The organism is Arsenicicoccus sp. UBA6765, assembly GCF_002453335.1.
GTDB lineage: Bacteria > Actinomycetota > Actinomycetes > Actinomycetales > Dermatophilaceae > Arsenicicoccus > Arsenicicoccus bolidensis.
In genome coordinates this window covers 115,330-141,499 of sequence record NZ_DKGR01000033.1, presented here as the reverse complement: position 1 = coordinate 141,499, position 26,170 = coordinate 115,330, and the positions used below count along the sequence as shown (strand labels likewise).

Genomic DNA, 26,170 nt, shown 5'->3' with positions numbered 1-26,170 from the left:
TCAGGCCTCTCCAGCGACCTCCGTCGTGAGCCGCGCGACGTGGAGGGTGAGGTAGACGACCTCGTCCTCGGTGACGGTCCGGCCGAGCCGCAGCTCGAGGACGGTCCGGCAGCGCTGCGCGCACGCGTAGGCCGCCGGGTAGGAGGCGCGGATGGCGTCCCGCAGCGGGCCGGCCTCGTCGGTCAGCTGCCGGTCGCTCCTCACCCGCACCAGGAAGTAGCGCAGGTGCGTGATGAACCGCGCGGCGTTGACGGTGGCCATGTCGAAGCGCCGCCCGAACGAGCTCTCGATCACCTCGAAGAGCTGCTTGATGATGCCCGTCATCGCGTAGGTCTCGGTGAGGTCGCCTCCCATCATCGCGGCGTTGACGAGGTGCATCGCGATGGCGACGGCCTCGTCCTCGGGCAACGGCTCGGTCAGTCGGCTGTTGACGTGGGCGAGCACCTGGCGAGCACGGTCGAGCTCGCGGGGATAGAGGTGCTCGACCTCGGCCCGCAGCGGCATCTCGAGCTCGATGCCCTGGTGCACGCGCTTGATGGCAAAGCTGATGTGGTCGGCGATCGCGACCAGGGTCGTCGCGGTGACGGGGACACCGACCAGGTCCAGGGCCTCCTCGGCCAGGGCGATGTGCTCGGGCGGTATGGCGGCTACCAGGCCGCCCAGCGTGTCGGGGTCTCGGCCGTCGGTCGGCTCGAAGACCCGGACCACCTTGAGCGGGTCGACCTCCTGCCCGGGCCGCGTCTGGAAGCCCAGGCCGCGTCCGGTGAGCACGACCTCGGTGCCGTCCTCACGGCGCGCCAGGACGACGTTGTTGTTGAAGACCCTCAGGATCTGCACGTCGACCCCCTGCCCAGGTCCGTGGTCATGCTGCACGTCCGAGCGGGCGGATGAGCCATCCGGCACGGGCGAGGTGCTGCCACCGGGCGCGTCGCGCGGCCTGGAGGGACTCGTCGTGGTGCTCGTGCGCCCGGCTGGTGAGCTGCTGGCCCAGATAGGTGGTGATGCGCAGGACGCCGTCCGCGTCGAGGCGGTGCTCCCAGCGTTGCTTGGTCTTGAGCTGGTGGTGGTGCCGGCACAGGGGGACGAGGTTGGCGGGACTGGTCGGACCGGCCGGCCAGGGGGTGCTGTGGTCGAGGTCGCACTGCTCGGACCGTCGGTCGCACCCGGGGACGCGGCAGGTCAGGTCTCGGGCCTGCACGTCGGCGCGCATGGTCTCGGTGGGCTGGTAGGTGTGCGTGGTGCGCTCGAGCAGCGTCCCGGTCACGGGGTCGTGGACGACGCGGTGCCACACGCTGTCGGTGCGCAGGGCGATCTCGCGGGCGAGGTCGGCGCTGAGCCAGCCGTGACCGACGAGCTGCGCCGGGTCGTCCTGCAGCCCGAGCAGCGTCGTGAGGTTGACGCGGACGTCGATGCGGGCGGCGGGGGCAGGCAGGGACGCGATGAGTGCTGCGGTGGCGACCAGCCAGGGGTCGGGGTGCTCCGGCGGCGTCGGCGGCGGGTCGGCGTGGACGGGGTCGTGCAGCGGCAGGTCGGCGAAGGGCGAGGTCTCGTCCTGACCGCACTTGGTGGCGTCGCCGTCCCCGGTGGCGTCGCTGTCCCCGGCCCTCCCGGCCCGCCGGCCACCAACGCCAGGCCCGAAGGGACCCAGCACCTCACCGGTGATCGGGTCGACCAGGCACCCATCCAGGCCGACCAGACGCAGCCGGCCGGGCAGGACGTGCTGAGCACCTCCAGAGGGCAGGGCACCGGTGCTCGGCGCGCCTGGCTGGGACGTGCCGGGCACCCATGGCAGCCCGGTCGCTGCCGGCGCGCTCGCGGACGTCGCCGGGCGGAGCGCCTCGCAGCCCGGGACGGTGCCGTGCAGGAGCAGGCCGAAGGCGATGTCGGAGCGCAGCTGGGCCAGCGTCCTCGACTCCCCGCGGGTCTTGGCCGCTCGCGCCAACGCGTCGAGGCGGTCCCGGGCGGCTGCGGCCTGCTCGGCGGTGCCCGCGGCCAGCAGCTCGCCGGTGCCGTGGCTGGTGGTGCGCGCGTGCACGTCCCGCCGGCTCAGGTGGTCGGCGCGCGCCTCGGCCTCGAGCCCGAGGCGGGCCTCCTCCTTGGCCACCTCGGCGTGGAGGCGCTGGCGGAACAGGCGGTGGCTGACGACGGCGTCGGTTGACAGGTCCTCGGGGTCGAACCCTCGCTTGGGGCGCAGCACCCGCTCGGCCACGTCGGAGGCGACCTCGTCGGGCAGGCGGTCGGTGTCGTCGCGCAGGGTCGTGGCGCGCTCGAGGGTGCAGATGCCCGTGGCCATCGCCTGGACGAGCGGCTCGCGCACCGCGGCCGGCGCAGAGGCGAGACGGGCGCGCCGCTGGACTGCGCCGACGCCGAGACCGGTGGCGGCCACGACCTCGTCGGTGCTCAGGACGCGGGCGTCGGATCGCAGGGCCGAAGGGCCCGGGTGGCGTCCGTGCTCGGCCTCGGTCCGGCGCAGGTCGGCGGCGATCGCGTCGATCAGGTCGGCGTGGGCCGCGACGGCCAGGGCCTCGAGGCAGGCCGTCGCGCGGTGGACGGCCACGACGACGGCGAGCGCTCGCCGCGCGTCGTCGAGGTCCAGATGGCCCTCGAGGTGGCCTCCTCCGTCACGCGCGTCGCCACCGCAGGGTGTGTCGGTGGTGAGCGCCAGGATGGGGGCCAGGACCTCGGGGAGGTGCTCCGCGACGACCGTCGGCAGGGACCTCGACACCATCGGGACCACCTCCTCGACCTCGTCCCGCAACACCTCACAGACTACCGCAGAACGCCTTCCAGGGGAAGGGCTGATCGGCACATCTCTGCAGGTCAGAGGCTGTTTCCAGCATGCCGCGAGGGCTGCGCGAGCGGTGCCCGCGCAGCCCCGGCGCCATACGGTCAGACGAGCGAGCCGCCGTTGGACCTGATGACGTCGCCGTACCACCCGAAGGACTTCTTGCGGAAGCGCTCCAGCGTGCCCGACCCGTCGTCGTTGCGATCGACGTAGATGAAGCCGTAGCGCTTGGACAGCTGGGCCGTCGAGGCGCTCACCAGGTCGATGGGACCCCAGGAGGTGTAGCCCAGCAGGTTGACGCCGTCCTTGAGCGCCTCGCCGACCTGGACGAGGTGGTCGTTCATGTAGGCGATCCGGTAGTCGTCCTCGACCGTCTTGACGCCGTCGACCTCGACGAGCTGGTCCTTGGCACCGAGACCGTTCTCGACGATGAACAACGGCTTCTGCCAGCGGTCCCAGTAGTCGTTGAGCACGATGCGCAGACCGACCGGGTCGATCTGCCAGCCCCACTCCGAGGCCTCGAGGGTGGGGTTCGGGACGCCGCCCATGATGTTGCCCTCGCCCGTGGCCTGCTTGGCCGGGTCGGCGGTCTGGCAGACGCTCATGTAGTAGCTGAACGACACGAAGTCCACGGTGTTGGTGAGGTCCTCGCGGTCCGCGTCGGTGATCTCGATCTCGATCCCGTTGTCACGGAAGAACCTCAGGAGGTAGCCCGGGTAGTAGCCGCGGCAGTGGATGTCGCCGAACGCGTAGTTGGTGTGCTCGGCCTGCTTGGCGGCCAGGGCGTCCCGCGGGTCGGGGCTCAGCGGGTAGGTCGGCATCGCGATGACCATGCAGCCGATCTGCGACCCGGGGGCCAGCTCGTGCGCCAGCCTGGTCACGCGGGCGGAGGCGACCAGCTCGTGGTGGATGGCCTGGTAGAGGTCGCTCTTGCTCAGCTCCTCGACCGGCGTCGGGATGCCGCCGGACATGAAGGGCACGTGCACGATCGAGTTGATCTCGTTGAAGGTCAGCCAGTACTTCACGCGCGAGCCGTAGCGCTCGAAGCAGGCGCGGGCGAACCGCTCGTAGAAGCCGATCAGCTCACGGTTGGTCCACCCGCCGTACTCCCGCGCCAGGTGCAGCGGGGTCTCGTAGTGGGACAGCGTGATCAGCGGCTCGATCCCGTGCTTCTCCAGCTCGTCGAGCACGCGGTCGTAGAACGCGAGGCCCTCCTCGTTGGGCTCGGTCTCGTCGCCCTGGGGGAAGATGCGGCTCCACGCGATGGAGAAGCGGAAGACGGAGAAGCCCATCTCGGCGAAGAGCGCGATGTCCTCGGCGTAGCGGTGGTAGAAGTCGATGCCCTCGAGCTTGAGGTTGTCGAGGGTGGGGCCCTCGGTGGGCGGCGTCGTGATGCCGTGGGGCATGACGTCCTGGATGGACAGGCCCTTGCCGCCCTCGGCATACGCGCCCTCGAGCTGGTTGGCGGCGGTGGCGCCGCCCCAGAGGAATCCGTCGGGGAAGGTGGTCGTCATGATGTCTCCTTCGTCGGTCGTGCTGGGCTGGTCGGGTGGGATCGGTGGGTGCGAGCGGTCGTATGCCGGGAGCGGATCACGGCTGGACCGCGACGACGGCATCGCCCGCGGTGACGGTCGCCTCGGGCAGCGGCGTGACCTTGGTGAGGGCAGCGGTATTGGTGACGGTCATGATCGTGGTCGTGTCGTAGCCCGCCTCGCCCACGGCGACCAGGTCTACCTCGGCGAGGACGTCGCCGCGCTGCACGCGGTCGCCCGTGCTGACCTTGACGGTGAAGTGGCGGCCGTCGAGCTGGACGGTGTCGATGCCGACGTGGACGAGCACCTCGACGCCGTCGTCCGTCTTGAGGCCGAAGGCGTGCCCGGTCGCGGCGGCGGTGACGACGGTCCCGGTGACGGGGGCGCGCACGGTGCCGTCGGTCGGCACGATCCCGACGCCGTCGCCGAGCACACCAGAGGCGAACACCTTGTCGTTGACCTGGGCGAGCGGGACGACGGTGCCGGTGACCGGGGCGGCCAGGTCGACGATCCCGCCCTCGGTGGCTGCGTCGGCGGTCGCTGCAGCGGTGGTCGTGGTGGTCGTGGTGGTCGTGGCCACCGAGCCGGCCACTGGGGCGGAGGGCGCGTCACCCACGGTGGCGGCGGCCGGGACGGCGTCAGGGATGGCCGCGTCGACGTCCTTGCTCTCGCGGTCCATGAAGATGAACGTGATCACGAAGGCGATGACCATGGCGACGGCGTCGCCGATGACCTGCATGGCGAAGCTGCCGTGGTTCCACGCGGGCAGGGCGAGCAGCGAGGCGAAGGCGAAGGTCGTGTTGCCCGAGCCGCCGATCGCGGCGATCGCACCGCCGACGGCGCCGCCCGCGATGCCGGCGTAGAAGGGGATCTTGAGGGGCAGCGTGGCGCCGTAGATGCCGGGCTCGGTGATGCCGGCGAAGAGGGCGGAGATGCTGGCGGGGCCGGCGATCTCGCGCCGCTTGGCGCTGCGGGAGCGGATGGCGATGGCGGCCATCGCGGCGCCCTGGGCGACGACGGCGGCGACCAGCGGCCCGGCGAGCAGCGAGTAGCCCTGCGTGGACAGGTCGTTGATCATGACCGGCACGAAGCCCCAGTGCAGGCCGAACAGCACGAACACCTGCCACAGCCCGCCCATGATCGCGCCGCCGAGCCACGGGGCGAAGGTGAAGATGGCGGTGACCCCGGTCGAGATGCCCTTGGCGGCATACGTGGTGATCGGTCCGACGGTGATGAAGATCAGCGGCACCATGACGAGGACCGTGAGCAGGGGCACCATGAAGTTGCGCAGGGCGTCGGGCAGCACCCGCTCGAGGAAGCGCTCGAGGTAGCCCTGCACCCAGACGCCGACGACGATCGGGATGACCGAGCTGGTGTAGCTCATCATCGTCACCGGGATCCCGAAGAAGGTGACCGGGCCGGTCGCGGCGCCGAGCGCCACGATCGCGGGATAGACGAGCGCGCCGGCGATGGCCATGGCCGTGAACTGGTTGGCGCGGAAGCGCTTGGCCGCCGTGACCGCCAGGAACATCGGCAGGAAGTAGAAGAGCCCGTCGGCCGAGGCGTTGAGGATGATGTAGGTCGTCGACTTGACGTCGATCCAGCTGAACTGCACCGCCATCGTGAGGAAGGCCTTGAGCAGACCGACGCCGGCCAGCGGCCAGAGCACGGGCAGGAAGATCGAGGAGATCAGCTGGATGAACTGGTTGAGGATGTTGCCCTTGGGGCCGTCGTCCGTGACGACCCGGTCGTCCCCGGTCAGGCGGGAGATCTCGCCGAGCGCGGCATAGACCTTGGGCACGTTGTTGCCGATGACCACCTGGTACTGCCCACCCGCCTGCATCACCGTGATGACGCCGGGGGTGCGCTCCACCGCCTGGGTGTCGGCCTTGCTCGCGTCGCGCAGCTTGAGGCGCAGTCGCGTCGCGCAGTGGGTCGCGCTGAGGACGTTGTCCTCCCCGCCCACGTGATCGAGGATCCCTTGTGCTGTTGCCTTGTAGTCCACCGACGCCATCGTCCGGTCCTGTCTCGATGCGGTTGCCCGGGCAACAAAAAAGACCTGAGCTGCACGCCGAAGCGTGTGGCTCAGGTCTTGCCTCGTTGCCGAGTAACAATCCTGGGTGGCGGTGATCCGCCGAGAGAGACGATAGCGAGGGTGCGGGACGCCCGCAACAGTGGTCAGAGGTCTAACGCTTCAGCGATGCCGTCCTCGTCGTTGGAGGCGGTGACCCGGTCGGCGCCGGCCTTGACGTGGTCCAGGGCATTGCCCATGGCCACCCCGGTGCCGGCGACGCGCAGCATCGGCAGGTCGTTCTCGTTGTCCCCGAAGGCGATGGCCTCGGCGGGGTCGAGGTCGCGGGCGGCGCAGTAGTCGAGCAGGCCGGACCCCTTGTCGACCCCGGGCGGCGTGATCTCGAGGTAGAACGGGGCGGAGAGGGCGAGCTCGGCGTGACCGTCCAGCTCGCCGCGGAAGGTGTCGAGGTGCTGGGCCAGCAGGTCGGGCTCCGCGCACACGAGGATCTTGTGCAGGGGCTCGTCGAGCTCCTCGAAGCGCGGCGTGATGGCGAGCTCCATGCCGTTGGCCGGCGCCTCGTCGGCGACGTTGTAGCCGTCCTCGCGGGTGGCGTGCACCACGTGCCCGAGCGGTGTCATGGCGGCGACGCCGAGCTCCTCCACCAGGTCCAGCACCCGCGCCACGAGGGCGTGCTCGAGCGTCCGGTGGCAGATGATCTCCTCGGTCTCGGCGTCCACGACGGCCGCACCGTTGCACGCGGAGAGCACGAGCCGGTCGAGCCCGAGTCCGAGGCGCTCGGCTAGGTGGCGCAGGCCGTGCTCGGGGCGCCCGGAGGCGAGCATGAGGATCGCGCCCTGGTCGCGTGCCGTGCGCAAGGCATCGCGCGTGCGTGGGGACAGGGTCTGGTCGGAGCGGAGCAGGGTCCCGTCGATGTCGACGGCGATGAGCGCAAACATGTTGTTCCTCAACGGATTCCGGGGGCGGGGCGGCCGTTCTCGAGATAGATGGCGTGCTCGGCCTCGAGGCCGGCGGCGACGCGGCGGCGCACCGGCTTGCGCAGCAGCTCGAGCGCCTCCTCGACCGGCGCGAAGCGGTGCTCGCTGATCTCCTCCTCCTGCAGGCGGATCCGCCGTGCCGCGCGGGCGGTCACGGTGCCGCAGTGAAAGAGCAGGCGCAGACCGAGCTTGGCGCCATCCTTGCCGGGGCGGGTGTCGACGACGACGAGCCGTCCCTCGTCGACCTCGAGCCCCGTCTCCTCGAGCACCTCGCGGCGGCAGGCGTCCCACGGAGACTCGCCGTCGGCCTCCATGACGCCGCCGGGGATGGTCCACCCGGACTTGTAGGTCGGCTTGAGGATCAGCAGGCGGCCCTGCTCGTCGAGGAGGATGGCGCCCGCGGACACGGGCAGCTCGGGCGGGGTCCAGGCGCTCATGCGCGTCAGCATCTCAGACGCTCGCGGTCTCGCGCGCCGGCAGCTCACGGAGCCGGACGAGGGGGCTCGCGACGACCAGCCAGCACGCCACCACGTGCAGGCCGGCCATCGCGAGGATCGTGGGGCGCACGCCGACGGTGCTGCCGAGCCAGCCGGCCAGCACCCCCGCGAGCGGCATGGTGCCGAAGTTGACCGTCGACATGGCGGTGACCGTGCGGCCCAGGACCTCGGCGGGCACGTAACGCTGGCGCCAGCTCGCGCGGACGACGTTGCCGCCGACGACGCAGGTGCCGACGAGGACGTAGCCGAACGCGGACACCCACACCTGGCTGCGGTCGGTGGGGAGGCCGACGAGGAGCGCGGCGGGGGCGGCGAGCAGGGCCACGGTGTGCAGGCGACCGGTGCCGATGCGGCGGGCCAGCGGGACGGCGATCACCGAGCCGATGACACCGCCGATGGCGCCGGTGGTGAAGTACCAGCCGACCATGTCGGTGGTGAGCCCCAGGTCGCGCACCAGGTAGAGGACGAGGAGGGCGCCATACCCCGTCAGCCCGAGGTTGGACAGGCCCCCGATGACGACCAGCCAGGGCAGGTAGCGGTCGCGGAAGACGAACGCGAGACCCTCGCGGATGCGCGCCCCGAGCCCCTCGGCCCCCTCATCCCCCTCACGATCCTGGTCGGGGACGGTCCGTCCGGGCTTGATCCGCCAGAGGCAGACCGCCGACACGAGGAAGCTCGCCGCGTCGATCGCCAGGCCGAATGCCGGGCCGCCGGCCGCCGCCAGGCGTGCGGCCACGCTCGGCCCGACGACCATCGCGGTCGCCTCGGTGCCGAAGAGGCGGGCGTTGGCGGTGTCCAGCGCGGCGTCGTCGACGAGCCTCGGGATGATCGTGGTGTAGGCGGTGCGGAAGAAGACGGTGCTCACGCCTCCGGCCAGGGCGGCGAGGACGAGGTGGGGGAGCGTGAGGTGGTCGAGCCAGGCGGCCACCGGGACCGTGATCAGGGTGAGGGCCGCGGCGATGTCGGCCACGATCATGGTGAGGCGGGCATCGAGCCGGTCGACCCAGGCACCGGCGGGCAGGCCGATGACGAGCCAGGGCAGCCAGGTCGCGGCGGCGAGGGCGCCCATCCAGGCGGGGCCGGCCTGCAGCTCGAGGACGGCGGCGAGCGGGAGCAGGATCGAGGTGGTGGCGTTGCCGACGAGGCTGACGGTCTCGCCGGCCCACAGCAGGTGGAAGTCGCGGCCGAGCGGGGGGCGTGCGGGCATGACGAAGCTCCTTGTGGCAGGGCAGGATCGAGCGAGGGCGCACCGTGGCGATGGCCGCGGCGAACGTGGTCGCGTCGAGGTCGGGCTGATGTGCCTACCTGAGGTAGGTCAGGGCTGGGCGGGGAAGCCGCGGGCGAAGACGAAGCAGGTCTCGCGCTCGACCCCGTCGTCGGGGAGCTCGCGGGACTGCCAGCGGCGCATGACGGAGAGCAGCTCTTCGGAGAGCTGGTCGAGCTCGGCGGGGGACATGGTGAGCCACTGCTGGGTGGCGAACGAGCCCGAGGCGCTGCCGGGGTTGTCGGCGGTGGTCATGATGTCGTCGCGCGCGCGCTGGAACTGGCGCTCGAGCCCCACCATCTCGGCCTCGTGCGCCGCGGCCTGGGCGCTGGGGTCGGTCATCTCGGAGCGCGACCACCGGGTGTGGGCGTGCGCGAGGCGCCAGAAGCGTTGGCGCCGATCGGTGCTCAGGTCGGGCGCCTCCTCGACCAGGCCGGCCTCGTCGAGGACCTTGAGGTGATGGCTCGCGCTGCCGACGGCCTGGCCGGTGCGCCGAGCGAGCATGGAGGCGGTGGACGGGCCGTCCACGGCGAGGGCGTCGAGGATGCGGGCTCGCGCCGGGTTGGCGAACGCCGCGAGGGCCGGGGCCTCCGTGATGGAGTGCGCCGGGTTGGCCCTGCGGGGTCGCTGGTCCTCAGTCATGGCACCACCCTAGATCCACAAGGACAGTTGCACAAGAGTTTTTGTGCAACTGTCCTTGTGGATGATTTGAGGGGGTATGCCGGAACCGCCCGTCAGTAGACGCGGACGCGATCCTCGGGGTCCAGCCACATGCCGTCGCCCGGACGGGTGGCGAAGGCCTCGTGGAAGGCGTCGAGGTGACGGGCGAGGTTGGCGAAGACCTCGAACGGCGGGTGGACGTCGCCGTGCAGGCGCGCCCGTGCCGTCTCGGGGCGGTCGATCCCGCGGCGGCCGTAGGCCTTGGCGAGGAAGAAGCGCTGGGCGCCGGTGAATCCGTCGACGGGTGTGGCACGTTCGTCAGCCGTGGTCATGGACGCGTAGGTGTCCCAGGCGATCTGGTAGCCGACGAGCTCGGCGACGACCTCGAACCCGACGAGGCGGCCGTCGACCACGGCGTCCTCGATGCCGCGCGGATGACGGCCGTCGACGTCCGTCACGACCCGAGCCACCCTCTCCTCGAAGGCGGCTCGGTCGCCCGCCGACCACCAGTCCCGCACCCGTCCGAGCTCGTCGCGCTGCGAGCCGCGGGAGTCCAGCGCGTGCCCGAGCTCGTGCCCGATGATCGAGCCATACCGCCCGAGCAGCACGGCGGGGTCCGCGAACGCGGACGGTGCGGCGAGGCTGGCGCCCTCCACCGTGAGCTGGTTGAGCATGGGGTTGTAGAAGCAGTTGACCGTCGTCGGCGGTGGTCCCCACTCCTCGCGGTCGACGGGCCGAGTTGCCTTGTCCCACGTGCGATCCTGCTCACGACGCGCCGCCGCTCGGACCGCCCCGACCAGATCCCCGTCGGGCAGGTCGAGGTCGCCGAGCGAGGGCCACTCCCGCGGCCACCCGATGTTGAGTACCACCGCGTCGACCTTGGCCACGGCACGCTCCCGGGCCTCGTCGGAGAGCCACGAGCACCCCTGCAGCACAAGGCGATAGCTCGACCGGACCCGCTCGGCGAGCCCGAGCGTGCGGTCCCGCGCCGACGGGTCGAGGGTGCGCTCCACCCACAGGCGGGCGAGCGGCATCCCGAGGTGCTGCTGCACGATCTCGACGGCGCGGCGCCAGGGCGGTGCCTGCTCGGCCTGACCGGAGAGCGCTCGCCCGTGCAGCTCGTGGTGGCGGGCGCCGATCGCCGCGGACAGCAACGGTGCTCGCGCGTCGACGATCCGCCACTGCGCCCACGCCTGCCAGTCCTCCAGGGACCGCTCGCGCAGCAATCGCCCCACACCGGCCCAGAACTTGGGCTGGCAGACGTTGAGCGGCAGGCGTTCCGGGTCGGCGCAACCCAGCCCGCGCATCAGCGGCAGCACGTCCACGCCGGCCGGGTCACGCAGGTCGTCCCAGCTCATCGGGTTGGTCAGCGCCTCGTCGTCGTCCCCGTCGGGGCGGTCCCAGGACACCTGCGCGATGGCAAGCTCCAGGTCGATCGCCCGCTGCCCCACGTCGGGAGGCAGCCCGCACGCCGCCACGAGATCGGTGGCGGCAGAACGCACCTCGCCCTCAAGCCGGGCATAGAGCGGCGGCACGGGCAGGGTCAGCCCGCCCTGGAAGAGGTGGATCGACCAGGTCGTCGGGTCGGTGGCGTCGGGCAGGAGATAGACCTCGCACAACCCCGGCACGCCCTCCCGCCGGCGCTCGCCGAGCACTCGCAGCAGCTCGTCGATCGAGCGGGTGGCCGTCACGGCGGCGAGCTCGTCCTGCAGCGGGTCCGAGCCGAGGCGGTCCCGGGTCTCGAGGTCGGTCGCGGCGGCATACAGCCGGGCGACGGCACGCTCCTCGGGCGAGGAGGAGGCGGGGTCGGCGTCGCGGACGAGCTCCCGCAGCTGCCGGGCCACCTCGGCCCGCCGGGAGTCGGACAGCCCCCAGCGGGCGCGATCGGCGGGGATCGGGTCGGAGTCCGCCCATGGCCCGTTGACGTGCTCCCACAGGTCGTCCTGCGGTCTGACGGTCGTGGACAGCTCGTCGAGGGGCAGGGTCATCGCGGGGCTCAGCCCGGGGGAGGCGTGCGATAGCCGGGACGTCCGGCCGTCGCGGCCGCCCACAGCGCTCCACGACCGATGGCTCCCGCGGCCCGGCTCAGCATGCCCGGTTGGTCGCCGGTGACCCGCGGCGGCATCACGACGACCGGGCAGGCCGCCGCATAGACCAGCCGCTGCGCGAACGCGGTGCCCGTCGCTGGCAGCCCGCGCGGGGCGTCGACCACGAGCAGGTCCGCGTCCTCGGCCGCGTCGAGCAGCGCCTTGCGCTTGCCGCCCCGCACGAGGATCAGCCGGGCGCCGTGGTCAGGACCGAGCGCAGCCTCGACGTCCGCCTCGAGGGATCGCATCGCCTCGTCCTCGACGTCCTCGGCGACCGACATGCGGCCAGACGAGATGCCGGAGGGTGTGGCCTGCGGCGAGGGGACCTTCCAGGCGCGTATGGCGACCAGCTCGCCCCCGTGGGTCTCCGCCTGGTCCCGGGCCCAGGCCAGCGCGGCCGCGGACCCGGAGGTGGCGCTGACGCCGACGGCGACGGTGTACGGACGTTCGGTCATGGCAGCCTCCTCACACCGGGAGCTTCGTGGTCTCGTTGCCCTGCTCGTCATAGCTCGTGAGCGGAGGCGCGATCTCCTCGAGGGACTTGCCCTCGGCGTCGACGCCCCACCTCGCCGCCACGAAGGCGCCGAAGAGCATGATCACCGACGCGATCACGTAGCCCCAGAACATCGGGGTACGGTCCTTGCCCTCGCCGATGAGCCAGCCGTAGAACACCGGCCCGATGGCGCCGAACACCTGGGCGATCGCGAAGAAGTAGGAGATCGCCTGACCGCGCACCTCGAGGGGGAAGATCTCGGAGACGGTGAGGTAGCCGGCCGAGGCGCCCGCGGACGCGAAGAAGAACGCCAGGCACCAGAAGCCGGTGTGCACCCAGGCGTTGATCATGTCGCCCTGGAACAGCCAGGCCGAGATCAGCAGGACGATCGCGGCGAAGGAGTAGCAGCCCGCGATCATCTTGCGGCGTCCGACGGTGTCGAAGAGCGGACCCAGGAGCAGCGGGCCGAGCAGGTTGCCGACGGCGAAGGGGAAGAAGTAGATCGCCGCGCTGGCCGCCGACAGGCCGTAGAAGTTCTGCAGCACCAGGGAGTACGTGAAGAAGATCGCGTTGTAGAGGAAGGACTGCGTGATCATCAGCGTCGCGCCGAGGAAGGTGCGCGTCGGGTACATCGTGAAGAAGACGTAGCGCAGCTGCTTGACCGTGAGTCCCTCACGAGGCTTGATCCACATGCCCTGGTCCTCGGACAGGCGCGGCAGCTCCTTGCCCTGCGCCTCGACGTCGTGCTCGATGCCGGAGACGATCTTCTCGGCCTCTTCACCACGCCCGTGCGTGAGCATCCAGCGGGGGCTCTCGGGGATGTGGCGGCGCAGGTAGATGATGCCGAGGCCGAGGATCGGGCCGAGCATGAAGGCGATGCGCCAGCCGAGGTTGTCGTCGAAGCGGCCCTCGGCCAGGAAGTAGGCGCTCGCGGCGGCACCGAGGCCGGCGCCGAGCCAGTAGGTGCCGTTGATCGCCAGGTCGACGCGCCCGCGGTACCTGCCCGGGATGAGCTCGTCGACGGCCGAGTTGACCGCGGAGTACTCGCCACCGATGCCCGCCCCGGAGATGAACCGGCAGACCAGGAAGATCCACATGTTGGGGGAGATGGCCGCCAGCGCGGACCCGGCCAGGTAGACGAACAGCGTCAGGACGAACAGCTTCTTGCGTCCCAGGGTGTCGGTGAGCCGCCCGAAGGTCAGGGCGCCGACGACCTCGCCGAGCAGGTAGATCGTGCCGGCGAGGCCGACCTGGGCAGGGGTCATCCCGAGCGACTTCTCGAAGCCTCCGGCAGCGACGATCTGGACCTCGAGGCCGTCGAGGATCCAGGCCGTGCCGAGCCCGAAGATGACCATCCAGTGGAAGCGCGACCAGGGCATCTTGTCCATGCGCGCCGGGATCATGCTGCGGACCGGCTTGTCCTCGGTGGATGCAGCAGCCGTCATGGGTGCCTCCTTCCGTTCAGCTCACAGGGGGAGTTCAGGTCGACGTGTATCGACCCGTCCGGCAACCTACGCCCCCTGAGTCACCTGCGCAGGGGTTGCGGCCGAAAAGACTTCCGACGACGCACCGAGTCGTTCCGATCACCGGCCCGTGGGCCCCGCTCCACCACCACTTCTCGGTGTAGGAACGTCACTGCTCCTCGGGCGGCAGGTCCACCACGTAGACCCGGCGGAGCTTGATGATGTCCCGCCATCGGGTCGGGAGCGACTCGTAGTGGCCGAGGATGAACGCGGTGATGTCGGAGCCGCTGAGTAGGCGCAGGTCCTGACGCATGCGCTCCATGGCCTGGGCCTCCCTTGTGTACGTCCCTAGCGTCACGAACAGCCCGACCTCACCCTGCGACAGCGTGCCCACGAGCCGCTGGACCTCGGGTGCCCCCTGGCTGACGGTCGTGTGCTTGCACTGAACCTTGATGAGGGGGGCCTCGAGCCCGAGACGGTCCTTGTGGGCGATCACGTCAACGCCACCGTCTTGCGAGTAGCTGGTGGTGCGGGCCTGATAGCCCATCACGCGGAGCAGATCGGTGGTGAAGAGCTCGAACTGTTCGTGAGTGAGGCGGCGGTGCAGCGTCCGCACGATGAAGTCCTGGGTATGCTGCTGAATCCGGTCAGCATTGGGCTCTTCCTCGTCCAGGGTGGGGGACAAGCCGTATTCAGGCGCTGTCTCGACCAGCCCTGTCGTTGAGTCCTCGACGGCGGTGGCGGCAGCCTCAAACGCCGCTTCGTCGGGTGCCTCTAGGAACTCTTGGAAGATCTGTTCGTGTCGGCGGATCCGAAAGCGCGTGACGGCCGAGCCGATCTCGTAGAGAGCCGACTGAGGAAACAGCCCTCGTGCGACGCCGGTCTTGAGCCATTCGACGCGGCGTCGATGGCGGTGCGTGCGGGCTTCCGGGACGTATTCATAGCCCCCAACGATCCTGCCAAAGTTGATCGTGCTGTCCGGCTTGTACGGAGCCACCACCAGGTCGCCCACCTGGAGCTCGTAGGCAAACCGATGCAAGACCCCAGCCCACACCGGGAACGCTCCCGGTTTTCCCCCGGGGTAAGTCCGCGCGACGGCTTCCCTGAGCGTGGACCGGTCCCTCCCGATGGCACGGACGTCTCCGATCTCGTCCCATCCGATCGAGATGAAACCGTTCGTCACCAGCTCCGCGCCGAGCGCGTCGTTGTGAATGCCCCACATTGCTGTCATGGCTCATCTCTCCTTCGGCACAAGTGGCGACAGACTGTCACACCTTGTTGACGTTGGTGGGAGCTTTAAGCAGCTACCTGGAGTCCGGCAGTCCGATGAACCCCACATCGGAATCGACGACCAGCGTCATTCCGATCGACTCGATGAGGTCCTGCAGGTCCTGTCCGGGCGACTCGGGCAGGACGATGGCGAGTCGCGGGCGAGGCGTGCGATACCTCGCGTAGTCGAGCAATTGCCCGATGGCCATGCGTACGGACTTGCGCTCCGCCGTCGCCTTCACCTCGTAGAGCACGTTGGATGTCACGTCGTAGGTGTCCGTGGCGAACTGGGCCTTGCCGTCGGCTGGCTGGATACGAAGCCTGCCAGGGTGGTGCCCGAGAACACGTAGGTGTTTCTCAAGGCGGCGCATGAGATCCGCCTCAGTGCGGGTTCCTGCGCCGCTCGGCTGGGCTCCCCTCTCGAATACATCCGCGGTGTTCTGCTCGCACGCAACAACAAGGACGGTGGAGGCCGATGCCGCGCTCGTGCTGGGCGACGCAACGGCCGTCTCTTCCGGGTGTAAGCCCACGTCTGCCAACCGCGCCATGGCGTGCTTCCCGCCCTTGCCGCGGAGGTCGGCCGCGCGGACCAACGTCTTGTCCACGTGCCAGAAAGCGCGACCCATGATGGCCTTCGCTGGGTACTTCTCTCCCTGATGCTGGATGCGGTGCTTGATGTTTCGGTCGCCGAACCCGTAATAGCGCAGAAATCGGGCCTCAGTTGATGCCTGGCACTCCTCGATGGCCTTCAGTACCGCGTCGCGGGTGAGCGTGGGTAGTTGCACGTGCCTGAGAGTAGCGAGAGGCCGCACGCTGCGTGGACAGTGCCCCGGGTTTCGGCATACGGGCTGGGGCAGGGAGAGGCAATGGGTCAGCGGGCGACGGAGCGCTGGTAGGTCCGGATCGACAGCGGGACGAACACCAGCAGCAGCCCGACGATCCAGGCGATGGTGTAGATCTCGGCGTGCTGCAGGGCCCAGGTGTACTCGATCCGCTCGCGCATCCCTGCGGCGTCGCCACCCCCGCCCGGCGTGAGCGCGAAGAGGTTGCCCAGGTTGTCGCGGGCGGCGTGGGTGATGGTCGAGACGGGGTTCCACCCGGCGATGGTGCGCAGGACGGCCGGCATGTTCTCGCTCGGCACGAAGGTGTTGGCGACGAAGGTCAGCGGGAAGATGATCATGAAGGTCGCGTTGTTGAAGATCTCCGGGGCGCGGACCTTGAGCCCGATGTAGGCCATGACCCAGCTGATCGCGTACGCGAACGCCAGCATCAGCGCGTAGGCCAGCAGCGCGCGCAGCAGCCCGTCGCGGATCCGCCACCCGATCGCGAGACCGGTCAGCGTCATGATGATCAGCACGATGACGTTGTTGAGCAGGTCGCTGAAGGTGCGTCCGGTGAGCACCGCGCCGGGGTGCATGGGCAGCGTGCGGAAGCGGTCGATGACGCCCTTCTGCATGTCCTCGGCCATGCCGGATCCGGTGATGGTGGCGCCGAAGATGATGGTCTGCGCAAAGATGCCGGCCATCAGGAACTCGCGGTAGCCCTGGCCGTTGCCGGATCCTGCGAGCGAACCGAAGACATAGCCGAACAGCAGGATGAACATGATCGGCTGCAGCGTCGTGAAGACGATCAGGTCGGGAACGCGCTTGATCTTGATCAGGTTTCGTCGGGCGATGGTGCTGGCGTCGGCGAGCAGCGTGCTCATCGGAGGTCTCCCTGCCCGGACGTGGCCGGCTCGGTGGCGATCGGGTCGGTGGCGGTGGGGTCTGCGTCCTCGGCCGGGCGGCCGGTCAGCGACAGGAAGGCGTCGTCGAGCGTGGGGCGCCGGACGCCGATGTCCTGCACCGTGATTCCCCGGTCGCCGAGCCGCTGGACGGCGTCGACGAGGGTGCGGGTCCCGCCTGCGGCGGGCAGCGTGAGCTCGCGGGTGTGCTCCTCCACCTTGACCTGCCCCTCACCCAGTCCTTCGAGGACCTCGCGAGCCAGCCGTATGTCGGAGGCGTCGGCCACTGTCACGTGCAGGCGGCCGCCGCCGACCTGGTCTTTGAGCTGGTCGGCGGTTCCCTCGGCGATGACCCGACCGTGGTCGACGACCAGGATGTTGTCGGCGAGGCGGTCGGCCTCCTCGAGGTACTGCGTCGTGAGGAGCACGGTCGTGCCCTCGCGGACCAGGTCACCGATGACGTCCCACATGTCGCCGCGGCTGCGCGGGTCCAGGCCGGTGGTGGGCTCGTCGAGGAAGATCACGGGCGGCCGCGCGACGAGGGCCCCGGCGAGGTCGAGGCGGCGACGCATCCCGCCGGAGTAGGTCTTGGCCGGGCGGTCGGCCGCCTCCTCGAGGCGGAAGTCCCGCAGCAGCTGGCGCGCCCGCTGCCGGGAGTCCTTGGCAGAGAGGTGGTAGAGGCGGCCCACCATCTCGAGGTTCTCGTAGCCCGTGAGGTACTCGTCGACGGCGGCGTACTGCCCGGAGACGCCGATGAGCCTGCGCACCGCCTGGGGGTCGTGGACGACGTCGGCGCCCGCGACGGTGGCCCTCCCGGAGTCCGGGCGGACGAGGGTGGTGAGCATGCGGACCGTGGTGGTCTTGCCGGCGCCGTTGGGGCCGAGCACGCCGAGGACGCTGCCCTCGGGCACTGTGAGCGAGATGCCGTCGGCCGCCCTGACGATCGATCCGGTGCGCCCCCTGCCGCTCCGGTAGTGCTTGACGAGGTGGTCAGCGATCACCGCTGGGGTGGATGACATGAGGCGAGCATGGCAGAGGTGTGGGTGCCATCCCAGGCCTCTGCGGTCAGGAGCTGTCCGCTGGTTGCTCTTGCTGCTGTTCGGTCGTTCGCTCGTCGTCGAGCTGCCAGGCGGCGAGTGCGGTGTGGTGGCCGGTGGATCGGGTGCCAAGGCGGCCGTCGAGGCGCTGGCCCTTGCCCTGCGCAAGGAGGTCGCGCCCCTCGGTCTCACGGCCACGGTGGTCGAGCCCGCGGGCCGGCGACGCAGGGAGCACGACACGGTGCTCGGGCCGAGCCGGGGGGCCGACCACGACGGACGGGTAGCCTCGATGTATGCACGACCACGCGCACGACACCTCCAACCGCGCGCGCCTGGCGATCGCCCTGGCCATCACGGCGACGATCCTGGTGGGGGAGCTGGTCGGCGCCGCCGTCACCGGGAGCCTGGCGCTGCTCGTGGACGCAGCGCACATGCTCACCGACACCATGGGGCTGGCCGTCGCGCTGGTGGCCGCCGCACTGATGGCCCGTCCGCCCTCGGCCCGTCGGACGTGGGGCTGGCAGCGGGCGGAGGTCCTCGCGGCCGGCGGGCAGGCGACGATCCTGCTCGGGGTCGGGGCCTACGCGATCGTCGAGGGCGTCCAGCGGCTGCTCGCGCCGCCCGAGATCCGGCCGCAGGCGCTCGTCGTGGTGGGCGTCGTCGGCCTGATCGGCAACCTCGTGGCGATGCTCGTGCTGAGCGGGAGCCGGGGCAGCAACCTCAACATGCGGGCCGCCTTCCTCGAGGTGGTCAACGACGCCCTGGGCTCGGTCGCCGTCATCGTCGCCGCGATCGTGATCGCCACGACCGGGTGGGCCAGGGCCGACGCCGTGGCGGGCCTGGCCGTCGCGGCCCTGATCGTCCCCCGCGCCGTCGTCCTGCTGCGCGAGTCCGGATCGATCCTGCTCGAGAGCGTGCCGTCCGGGCTGGACCTGGAGGAGGTGCGCCGGCACATCCTCGGGGTGGACCACGTCGTCGACGTGCACGACCTGCACGCCTCGGTCGTCGCCACCGGCCTGCCCGTCCTGTCCGCCCACGTGGTGCTCGCCGACGAGTGCTTCTCGGACGGGCACGCCCTGCGGATCCTGGACCACCTGCAGGAGTGCGTGGCCGGGCACTTCGCGGTCAGCGTGGAGCACTCGACCTTCCAGCTCGAGGCGGTGTCCCATCGCGACCACGAGGCGCACGTCCACGCCTGATCCGTCGCGCCCGGTGCCGCGAGTGGCGGCAGTGGGTCGGGATCAGCAGCAGCGGGCGTCGCCGGTGGTGGTGCCCAGGAAAGCGCGTGCCACGTCCAGGACCTCGGGCACGACGGCGTAGTGCGCCCAGCGACCGCGCTGCTCGCGCGTGATGATCCCCGCGCTGACGAGCCTCTTGAGGTGGTGGCTCAGGGTGGGCTGGCTGATCCCCAGCTCGTCCGGCAGGTGGCAGGCGCACACCGTGCCGCCCTGGGCCGCGGCGATGTAGCCCACCAGCCGCACGCGGGTCGGGTCGGCCAGCGCCCTGAACAGATCGGCCAGGCAGGCGGCGCGATCCGCGGGCATCAGGGTGGTGCTGCCCGCGGCGCAGCAGTCCGTCGAGGCGGTGGCCAAGGTCGTCATACGGCGATGGTATCCGCCATATTGACAACTATCAATGCGAGTGCCAGGCTCCAGATCGACGAACGTCGATGAGAGGAAGCCATGACCACCACCGACCGCGCGCCCGAGACCTCGGTCACGGCGCGGCTGTCCACCCTCGACCGATACCTGCCGGTGTGGATCGGCGTCGCCATGGTCGCCGGCCTCCTGCTCGGGCGCCTGGTGCCGGGTCTCGGCGACGCTCTCGCGTCAGTCGAGGTCGACGGGGTCTCGCTGCCGATCGCGATCGGCCTGCTCGTGATGATGTACCCGGTGCTGGCCAAGGTCCGCTACGACCGCCTCGACACCGTGACGCGCGACGGACGCATGCTCGGCTCCAGCCTCGTCCTCAACTGGATCGTCGGGCCCGCGCTGATGTTCGCCCTCGCGTGGACCTTCCTGCCCGACCTGCCGGAGTACCGCACCGGCCTGATCATCGTCGGGCTCGCCCGCTGCATCGCCATGGTGATCATCTGGAACGACCTGGCCTGCGGCGACCGCGAGGCCGCGGCCGTCCTGGTCGCCCTCAACTCGATCTTCCAGGTCATCGCGTTCGCGGCCCTCGGCTGGTTCTACCTGTCGGTGCTGCCCGGCTGGCTCGGGCTCGAGCAGTCCGCCCTGGACGTGTCCCCGTGGGAGATCGCCACGAGCGTCCTGATCTTCCTCGGCATCCCGCTGCTGGCGGGCTACCTGTCCCGCCGCCTCGGCGAGAAGCGTTGGGGGAGAGAGTCGTACGAGCGGGGGTTCCTGCCGAAGGTCGGGCCCTGGGCCCTCTACGGGCTGCTCTTCACGATCGTCATCCTCTTCGCCCTGCAGGGGGAGCAGATCACCAACCGGCCGCTGGACGTGGCGCGCATCGCGCTGCCCCTGCTCGTCTACTTCGCCCTGATGTGGGGCGTGTCCTACGTCCTCGGGCGGGTGCTCGGCATGGGCTACGAGCGCACGACGACCCTGGCGTTCACGGCCGCGGGCAACAACTTCGAGCTGGCCATCGCCGTGGCGATCGCGACCTTCGGCGTGACCTCGGGGCAGGCGCTGGCCGGCGTCGTCGGCCCGCTGATCGAGGTGCCCGTGCTCGTCGGCCTGGTCTACGTCAGCCTCTGGCTGCGCCGCCGCTTCCCGCACGCCGCTGACACCCCCCGCTGACACCCCCCGCTGACACCCATCGTCGACCCAGGAGTCCCGATGAACGACCGCCGACCCTCCGTCATGTTCGTGTGCGTCCACAACGCCGGCCGCTCCCAGATGGGTGCGGCCTACACCCACCACCTGTCCGGCGGGGCCGTCGAGGTGCGTTCGGCGGGCTCGGCCCCCGCCGACACCGTCAACCCCGCCGTGCGCGAGGCGATGCTCGAGGAGGGCATCGACATCTCCGCCGAGAAGCCCAAGGTCCTCACGCCCGAGGCGGTCCAGGCCTCCGACGTCGTGATCACCATGGGCTGCGGGGACGACTGCCACTACTACCCCGGGAAGCGCTACGAGGACTGGGTGCTCGCCGACCCCGCCGGTCAGGGCGTCGAGGCCGTGCGACCCATCCGGGAGGACATACGGCGTCGGGTGACCGAGCTCCTCGGCGAGCTGGGGGTCGAGGTGCAGCCGCTCGGGCGCTGACAACGCCCTCGTGCCGGCCGAGGTCACCTAGGGTTCGGTGCATGAACGCTGGTCGACTCCCTGCAGGGGCAGGGCTGCTCGCACGGTCGGCGCTCGCGGCCCTGGTGATCGCGGCAGTCTCGGCGTGCGGGGTGCAGGTCCCCACCGATCCCGGACGCACCCTGGACCGGGTCCGGTCCGAGCGGGTGCTGCGCGTCGGGGCGACCCACGCGCCGCCACGCGTGGTCGCCACCGATCCCGAGGGGGAGCCGTCGGGGCCCGAGGCCGAGCTCGCCCAGCGGTATGCCGCGCACCTCGGCGCCCGCGTCGAGTGGACCACCGACAGCGAGGCCGCCCTCGTCGAGGACCTGTCCGACGGTGAGGTCGACCTGGTCGTGGCCGGGCTCGACGCGACCAGCCCCTGGGCCGCCGACGTCGGGCTGACCAGGCCCTATGCCGAGTCCACGGACCCCGGCGGCCAGACCCGGCAGCACGTCCTGGCCGTGCCCGCGGGGGAGAACGCCCTGCTGTCCGACCTCGAGCGCTGGCTCGACAGCTCGGCGGGAGGGGCGTCGTGAGCCGCTCGTCGACGACGAGGTTCGGCGGGACGACGCTGCCGGAGGAGCAGCGCGACGCCCTGCACCGCGCGACCCGCCTCGAGTGGATCACCATCGCCTACATGGTGACCTGCGTGGCCGCCGTCTACCTCGTCATGGGTTCGTCCCAGGCGATGAAGGCCGCCTGGATCGAGGACCTGCTCGCGTTCGTGCCGCCCATCGCCTTCCTGATCGCTCGGAAGCAGGTCGGCAAGAGCCCCTCGCCCGAGTATCCCTACGGACGCCACCGCGCCGTCGCCAGCGGCCACCTCGCCGCCTCGGTGGCGCTGCTGCTGGTCGGCGCGATGCTGCTGTGGGACTCCGTCACCGGGCTGGTCAAGGCGGAGCACCCACCGATCGGCACCCTCCAGCTGCTCGGGCACACCGTCTGGGCGGGCTGGGTGATGATCGCGGTCATGGCCTACACCCTCGTCGGGCCGATCATCATCGCGCGACGCAAGATGCCGCTGGCCGAGGCGCTCCACGACCGGATCCTCTACGCCGACGCCGACATGCAGAAGGCGGACTGGATGACCGCGGCCGGGTCGATCGCCGGCATCGTCGGCATCGGCCTGGGCTGGTGGTGGGCGGACGCGGCGGTGGCCAGCGCCATCGCCCTGTCCATCGTCAAGGACGGGTGGTCCAACCTCAGGTATGCCGGACGCAACCTCATGGACGGGCGGGCCAGGACCTACGACTCCGCCCACACCCACCCCCTGGTCGCGGAGGTCGACGCGGTCCTGCGGGGATGCGGGTGGGTCTCGGACGCGCGCAGCCGGGTCCGCGACATGGGCCACGTGCTGCACGTCGAGTCCTTCGTGGTGCCACGGGGATCCGCGGCGCTGACGGCGGACGTCGAGGCGGCGGCGGCCGCCATACGAGCCCTGGACTGGAAGCTGGACGACGTGGTGATCATGCCGGTGAGCCGGATCGGTGACCTGCCCGACCCCCGGGAGGACCGCGCATGACCATGGACGTGCGGATCGGCACCTCGGGGTGGACCTACAAGCACTGGCGCGGGACCTTCTACCCCGACGGGCTGCGGATCGCCGACCAGCTCGACTACTACGCCGAGCGGTTCGACACCGTCGAGCTCAACGGCTCGCACTACCGCTGGCCCGCCGACACCACCGTCGAGGGCTGGCGCGACCGGCTGCCGGCGGGCTTCGAGATGACGGTCAAGGCGTCGCGCTACCTGTCGCACTACCGCAAGCTCAAGGACCCCGAGGACTGGGTCGAGCGCATCACGCACACCCACGACCTGCTCGGTGACAAGGCCGGCCCGCTCGTCGTGCAGCTCCCCGCCGACCTGCACCGCGACGACGACCGGCTCTCGACCTTCCTCGGGATGCTGCCCGAGCGGGTGCGGGTCGCGGTCGAGCCGCAGCACGAGTCCTGGCTCGACGACGGGGTGTTCGACCTGCTCGACCGGCACGGCGCGGGCTTCGTGGTGTCGGTGATCGCCGGGCGCGAGCCCGTGCTGCGGGCGTCTGGTCGGCTGGCCTACGTGCGGTTCCACAACAGCGACCCCGAGTGGCGGTATGGCGGGTCCTTCGACGACGAGGCCCTCACGCGGTGGGTGGGGCACCTGCGGGGTCTCACGGCGGGCGGCCGACCTGCCTACTGCTACTTCAACAACGACAACTACGGGTATGCCGCGTTCAACGGCCTCCGCCTCAAGGAGCTGGTCGCCGCCGAGCAGGCGTAGCCACGCCGCCACCTCGCCCGGCGAGATGATCGAGCACGTGGAGATCGGGGCTACTTCTGTTGGCTATGACCAACAGAAGTAGCCCCGATCCTTGGTGCCGTCGTGGTGGGTCCGGAGTCAGGCGCGGGCCAGCCAGGCGGCCAGTCCCACGCCGGCCACCGCGACGAGCCAGCGCATGACCCGCTCGGGGATCAGCTGCTGCGCGGCGGGGCCGAGGTTGCCACCCACCAGGCAGCCGAGGCCGAGCGCCAGGGCTGCCCACCAGCTCACCGGCCCGAAGGCGATGAACAGCACCGCGGCCACGATGTTGGTGGCGGCGAGCAGCACGGACTTGAGGATCATCGACCGCCCGAACGCGTCGCTGGAGGCGAGCAGCGCGAGAGCGAGGTAGATCGTGCCGGCACCGGCGCCGAAGTACCCGCCATACGTGCTCACCACGAGGACCCCGGCGAGGTAGACCCAGCGGGGTGCGGACCGGTCTCCCTGCAGGCGTCGCAGGCGCGGGGAGACCAGGACCATGAGCGACGCCAGCAGGATGAGCCACGGCACGACGAGCTGGAAGGAGCCTTCGCCGCCGACCAGCAGCACCGCGGCGCCGATCCCGCCGCCGAGGGCCGCGAGGCCGAGCTGCAGCAGCAGGTCCCGGCGTCCGCCGGCGAGCAGCGTGGGCATCGCCCGGGTGGCCGCGCCGGCCCCGATGCCGATCAGGCCGAGGGTCTGGCTGACGTTGGCGGCGACGGGGGACAGCCCCGCCGCGAGCATGGCGGGATAGGACACGAGCGAGGCCATGCCGGTCAGGTAGCCCACGAATCCCGTTGCCACCCCGGCCAGCACGAGCAGGGCGAAGGTCGTCAGCTCCACCGCGTCGCCGCCGGTCCCACGAGGGCGGACGCGTGGCCGGGATCCGTCATGTGCTGCAGGGTAGCCCCGCGGGTGGCCGTGGCCGGGATGGGCGGCCCGGCGCTCAGGTGCGCAGGAGCGCGCTCAGCGCCTGGACCGCCTTGCACCCGCAGCCGACGACGTGGGGGAAGGGCACGCGCACGTCGTGCACGCCGCCCTCCTGCTCGACACGCATGACGACGCCGCGGGTGTCGGCGAGGACGGGGCGCACCCTGGCGTCGGGGCCGAGGGGGAGGTGGCGCGAGACGAGCGCCCGCACGAGCTCGCGGTGGCCCTCGTCGAGGTGGGCCATCCACCGGTCCTCCCACCCGCCGAGCGGGTCGATGCGCGCCGCGACGTAGTCCTCCGGCTCGACGACCTGATAGGTCGGTCGGCCGTCCGTGGTCTCGATCCGCCACTCGAGGCTCACGCGGGTGGGCGTCAGGCGTCCCACCGGCGTCCCGTCGGTCACCCCGAGGTGCTCGGCCAGGTCGTCCCGGATCGGTCCGGGATGCACGTCGACCGTCCCCGTCATGCGGACGATGCCCCGCACCCGATCGGCCCGGTGCGCGCAGGAGACGTCGACCGCGACCAGGTCCAGGACGGGCAGGTCGGCCCCGGGGGCGACGCGCAGCGCGCAGCGGGGTGGGACCTCGCCGAGCGAGAAGAGCACGGCGCCGGAGCGTTCGAGGGCGTGGCGGCGCAGCAGCACCCGGTGGTCGAGCACGCCGAGCTCGACGTGCGTCGAGGTGGCCATCACGGTCTTGGCGCGGCGGTCGGCGTCGATCACGGGGGCCTCCTCCATCCGTTCGTCCGTCAGCGGGATTCAACTTAGGCAACCCTAACTTAATCAGAGGCGGTGAGAACCCTAACTACCCATTGACGTTTGCTGGTTACCGAACTAGCGTCATGACATCACTGGTTAAGGGAGAGGGAAGAGGAGCCATGAGCATCAGCATCGGAAACGTGTGCGTGGACACGAACGACCTGCCGGGCAGCACCGCCTTCTGGCGGGCGGTGACCGGCTACCAGGTCGCGTCCTCGGACGAGAGCACCACCTATCTCGAGGACCCGGGCAAGGGCGGCGTGGGTCTGTCCCTGCAGCTCGTGCCCGAGCCGCGAGCAGGCAAGAACCGGCTGCACCTCGACCTGTTCACCGGGGACCTGGCCGGCGAGGTCGACCGGATCCGCGACCTCGGGGCCGCCGAGGTCCGAAGGTTCGACGACGACGGGTGGGTCGTCCTGGCCGACCCCGACGGCAACCAGTTCTGCGTGGTCGCCTCGTAGTCGCGGTGCGCCACCCCGCCTGAGGTCGACCGCGTGGTCGACCCTGCGATCCCTCCCTGGGCTCGTGGTCCGCGACGCCACGCTCCGGGTCGCGTCGCTCCGGGGCGCACTGTGGTTCTTCGCCTTCTGCGCGGTGTGGGCGGGGTTGTCGGTCGCGTTGTCGGCGGCACCGTACGGGTACTCGGCCGGACGCATCGGGTTGTACGCCCTGGCCGGGCTGTCGGGAATCCTGGTCACTCCGGTCGCCGGCGCCTTGACCGACCGGATCGGCGCCGGCCGCGTCGTGGCGCTGGGTCTGACGCTGGCCGGCGTGGCTGCGGCCACGGCGAGCGTCAGCCTGGGCAGCACCCCCGTGCTGCTGGTCTGCCTGGCGGTGTTCGACGCAGGCCTGTTCGCCGCTCAGGTGGCCAACCAGAGCGCCGTGCTCGGCATCGATCCGGTGGCGCCGGCCCGCTTCAACAGCGCCTACATGCTCGTGTACTTCGTCGGGGGCAGCGTCGGGACGGCCTACGGCGCCGCCGCGGTCGACGCGATCGGGTGGCCGGCGACGGCCTTGACGTCGGCCGGGCTCGTCGCGGTGGCCCTGGCCCTCACGGTCATCACGCCGGGCACCAGACCCGGACAGGCGTCGAGGAGCCGTCGTCCCGCGCCGACCAACCTCGATAGGCGGTT

Annotated in this window: 25 protein-coding genes and 1 pseudogene; 8 read left to right on the top strand and 18 right to left on the bottom strand. The window is 70.8% G+C overall.

Annotated features, from left to right (window positions below; translation table 11 throughout):
- The 15 genes from B4K29_RS09735 to B4K29_RS09665 all read right to left on the bottom strand — a co-directional run bounded on the left by B4K29_RS09735 (nt 1) and on the right by B4K29_RS09665 (nt 17,801).
- Nucleotides 1-837 (bottom strand): PRD domain-containing protein, encoded by an 837-nt coding sequence (locus tag B4K29_RS09735; protein WP_037212571.1) that lies wholly within the window; start codon nt 835-837, stop codon nt 1-3.
- A 25-nt stretch (nt 838-862) separates the two neighbouring features.
- Complete coding sequence (locus B4K29_RS09730; RefSeq protein ID WP_286967164.1) at nt 863-2,728, bottom strand: HNH endonuclease signature motif containing protein; 1,866 nt, start codon at nt 2,726-2,728, stop codon at nt 863-865.
- 161 nt (nt 2,729-2,889) lie between these two features.
- On the bottom strand, nt 2,890-4,299 hold the full coding sequence (locus B4K29_RS09725; RefSeq protein WP_286961368.1) for a glycoside hydrolase family 1 protein: 1,410 nt from the start codon (nt 4,297-4,299) through the stop codon (nt 2,890-2,892).
- Nucleotides 4,300-4,375: 76 nt separating this feature from the next.
- Nucleotides 4,376-6,331, bottom strand: coding sequence for a beta-glucoside-specific PTS transporter subunit IIABC (locus B4K29_RS09720; RefSeq protein ID WP_029210849.1), 1,956 nt, complete (start codon nt 6,329-6,331; stop codon nt 4,376-4,378).
- 164 nt (nt 6,332-6,495) lie between these two features.
- On the bottom strand, nt 6,496-7,287 hold the full coding sequence (locus tag B4K29_RS09715) for a Cof-type HAD-IIB family hydrolase (RefSeq protein WP_286967162.1): 792 nt from the start codon (nt 7,285-7,287) through the stop codon (nt 6,496-6,498).
- Between the two features lie 8 nt (nt 7,288-7,295).
- Entirely contained in the window at nt 7,296-7,763 is a 468-nt protein-coding gene (locus B4K29_RS09710; RefSeq protein WP_239263687.1) for an NUDIX domain-containing protein, read from the bottom strand.
- Between the two features lie 13 nt (nt 7,764-7,776).
- Nucleotides 7,777-9,030, bottom strand: a complete 1,254-nt coding sequence (locus B4K29_RS09705; protein ID WP_286967161.1) for an MFS transporter — start codon at nt 9,028-9,030, stop codon at nt 7,777-7,779.
- Between the two features lie 108 nt (nt 9,031-9,138).
- Nucleotides 9,139-9,729: an ArsR/SmtB family transcription factor gene (locus tag B4K29_RS09700; protein ID WP_286967159.1), complete on the bottom strand. Its 591-nt coding sequence runs from the start codon at nt 9,727-9,729 to the stop codon at nt 9,139-9,141.
- A gap of 92 nt (nt 9,730-9,821) precedes the next feature.
- Nucleotides 9,822-11,735 (bottom strand): M13-type metalloendopeptidase, encoded by a 1,914-nt coding sequence (locus tag B4K29_RS09695; RefSeq protein ID WP_286967158.1) that lies wholly within the window; start codon nt 11,733-11,735, stop codon nt 9,822-9,824.
- A gap of 8 nt (nt 11,736-11,743) precedes the next feature.
- A complete protein-coding gene (locus B4K29_RS09690) occupies nt 11,744-12,289 on the bottom strand; it encodes a universal stress protein (protein ID WP_286967157.1) in 546 nt (181 codons plus the stop codon).
- Nucleotides 12,290-12,299: 10 nt separating this feature from the next.
- Entirely contained in the window at nt 12,300-13,772 is a 1,473-nt protein-coding gene (locus B4K29_RS09685; protein ID WP_019285032.1) for an MFS transporter, read from the bottom strand.
- Nucleotides 13,773-13,959: 187 nt separating this feature from the next.
- Nucleotides 13,960-15,021: a restriction endonuclease gene (locus B4K29_RS09680; protein ID WP_286967155.1), complete on the bottom strand. Its 1,062-nt coding sequence runs from the start codon at nt 15,019-15,021 to the stop codon at nt 13,960-13,962.
- Nucleotides 15,022-15,094: 73 nt separating this feature from the next.
- Nucleotides 15,095-15,844, bottom strand: a complete 750-nt coding sequence (locus tag B4K29_RS09675) for a hypothetical protein (RefSeq protein WP_286967154.1) — start codon at nt 15,842-15,844, stop codon at nt 15,095-15,097.
- A gap of 86 nt (nt 15,845-15,930) precedes the next feature.
- Entirely contained in the window at nt 15,931-16,764 is an 834-nt protein-coding gene (locus tag B4K29_RS09670) for an ABC transporter permease (RefSeq protein ID WP_286955556.1), read from the bottom strand.
- Complete coding sequence (locus tag B4K29_RS09665) at nt 16,761-17,801, bottom strand: ATP-binding cassette domain-containing protein (protein WP_286960088.1); 1,041 nt, start codon at nt 17,799-17,801, stop codon at nt 16,761-16,763. Before B4K29_RS09665 ends, B4K29_RS09670 begins: the two co-directional genes overlap by 4 nt.
- Nucleotides 17,802-18,112: 311 nt before the next feature.
- Between B4K29_RS09665 and B4K29_RS09660 the strand changes: the two genes are divergently transcribed.
- Nucleotides 18,113-19,018, top strand: a complete 906-nt coding sequence (locus B4K29_RS09660) for a cation diffusion facilitator family transporter (protein ID WP_286955554.1) — start codon at nt 18,113-18,115, stop codon at nt 19,016-19,018.
- A gap of 42 nt (nt 19,019-19,060) precedes the next feature.
- Here the strand turns inward: B4K29_RS09660 and B4K29_RS09655 are convergent, their stop codons facing one another.
- Nucleotides 19,061-19,420: an ArsR/SmtB family transcription factor gene (locus B4K29_RS09655; protein WP_376783705.1), complete on the bottom strand. Its 360-nt coding sequence runs from the start codon at nt 19,418-19,420 to the stop codon at nt 19,061-19,063.
- Nucleotides 19,421-19,501: 81 nt separating this feature from the next.
- Between B4K29_RS09655 and arsB the strand changes: the two genes are divergently transcribed.
- The 5 genes from arsB to B4K29_RS09630 are packed head-to-tail and all read left to right on the top strand — an operon-like array spanning nt 19,502 to nt 23,332.
- A complete protein-coding gene (gene arsB, locus B4K29_RS09650; protein WP_286967153.1) occupies nt 19,502-20,584 on the top strand; it encodes an ACR3 family arsenite efflux transporter in 1,083 nt (360 codons plus the stop codon).
- Nucleotides 20,585-20,623: 39 nt separating this feature from the next.
- A complete protein-coding gene (locus tag B4K29_RS09645) occupies nt 20,624-21,049 on the top strand; it encodes an arsenate reductase ArsC (protein WP_029210834.1) in 426 nt (141 codons plus the stop codon).
- 41 nt (nt 21,050-21,090) lie between these two features.
- On the top strand, nt 21,091-21,606 hold the full coding sequence (locus tag B4K29_RS09640) for a transporter substrate-binding domain-containing protein (RefSeq protein ID WP_286967152.1): 516 nt from the start codon (nt 21,091-21,093) through the stop codon (nt 21,604-21,606).
- Nucleotides 21,603-22,592, top strand: a complete 990-nt coding sequence (locus B4K29_RS09635) for a cation transporter (RefSeq protein WP_286967151.1) — start codon at nt 21,603-21,605, stop codon at nt 22,590-22,592. Before B4K29_RS09640 ends, B4K29_RS09635 begins: the two co-directional genes overlap by 4 nt.
- The gene (locus B4K29_RS09630; protein ID WP_286967149.1) at nt 22,589-23,332 is read left to right on the top strand and encodes a DUF72 domain-containing protein; all 744 of its coding nucleotides are present in this window, start codon (nt 22,589-22,591) and stop codon (nt 23,330-23,332) included. The genes B4K29_RS09635 and B4K29_RS09630 overlap by 4 nt, the downstream gene beginning before the upstream one ends.
- A 117-nt stretch (nt 23,333-23,449) precedes the next feature.
- Here B4K29_RS09630 and B4K29_RS09625 read toward each other — a convergent pair whose 3' ends face one another.
- Both B4K29_RS09625 and B4K29_RS09620 read right to left on the bottom strand, forming a co-directional pair.
- Nucleotides 23,450-24,193, bottom strand: coding sequence for a sulfite exporter TauE/SafE family protein (locus B4K29_RS09625; RefSeq protein WP_239265938.1), 744 nt, complete (start codon nt 24,191-24,193; stop codon nt 23,450-23,452).
- Nucleotides 24,194-24,296: 103 nt separating this feature from the next.
- Nucleotides 24,297-25,001 (bottom strand): DUF2470 domain-containing protein, encoded by a 705-nt coding sequence (locus B4K29_RS09620; protein ID WP_286967147.1) that lies wholly within the window; start codon nt 24,999-25,001, stop codon nt 24,297-24,299.
- A gap of 155 nt (nt 25,002-25,156) precedes the next feature.
- Between B4K29_RS09620 and B4K29_RS09615 the strand changes: the two genes are divergently transcribed.
- Together B4K29_RS09615 and B4K29_RS09610 are read left to right on the top strand one after the other, a co-directional pair.
- Nucleotides 25,157-25,498, top strand: coding sequence for a VOC family protein (locus B4K29_RS09615; RefSeq protein ID WP_286960097.1), 342 nt, complete (start codon nt 25,157-25,159; stop codon nt 25,496-25,498).
- Between the two features lie 64 nt (nt 25,499-25,562).
- A pseudogene (locus B4K29_RS09610) lies at nt 25,563-26,138 on the top strand (MFS transporter); the annotation flags it as partial.
- Nucleotides 26,139-26,170: the final 32 nt, after the last annotated feature.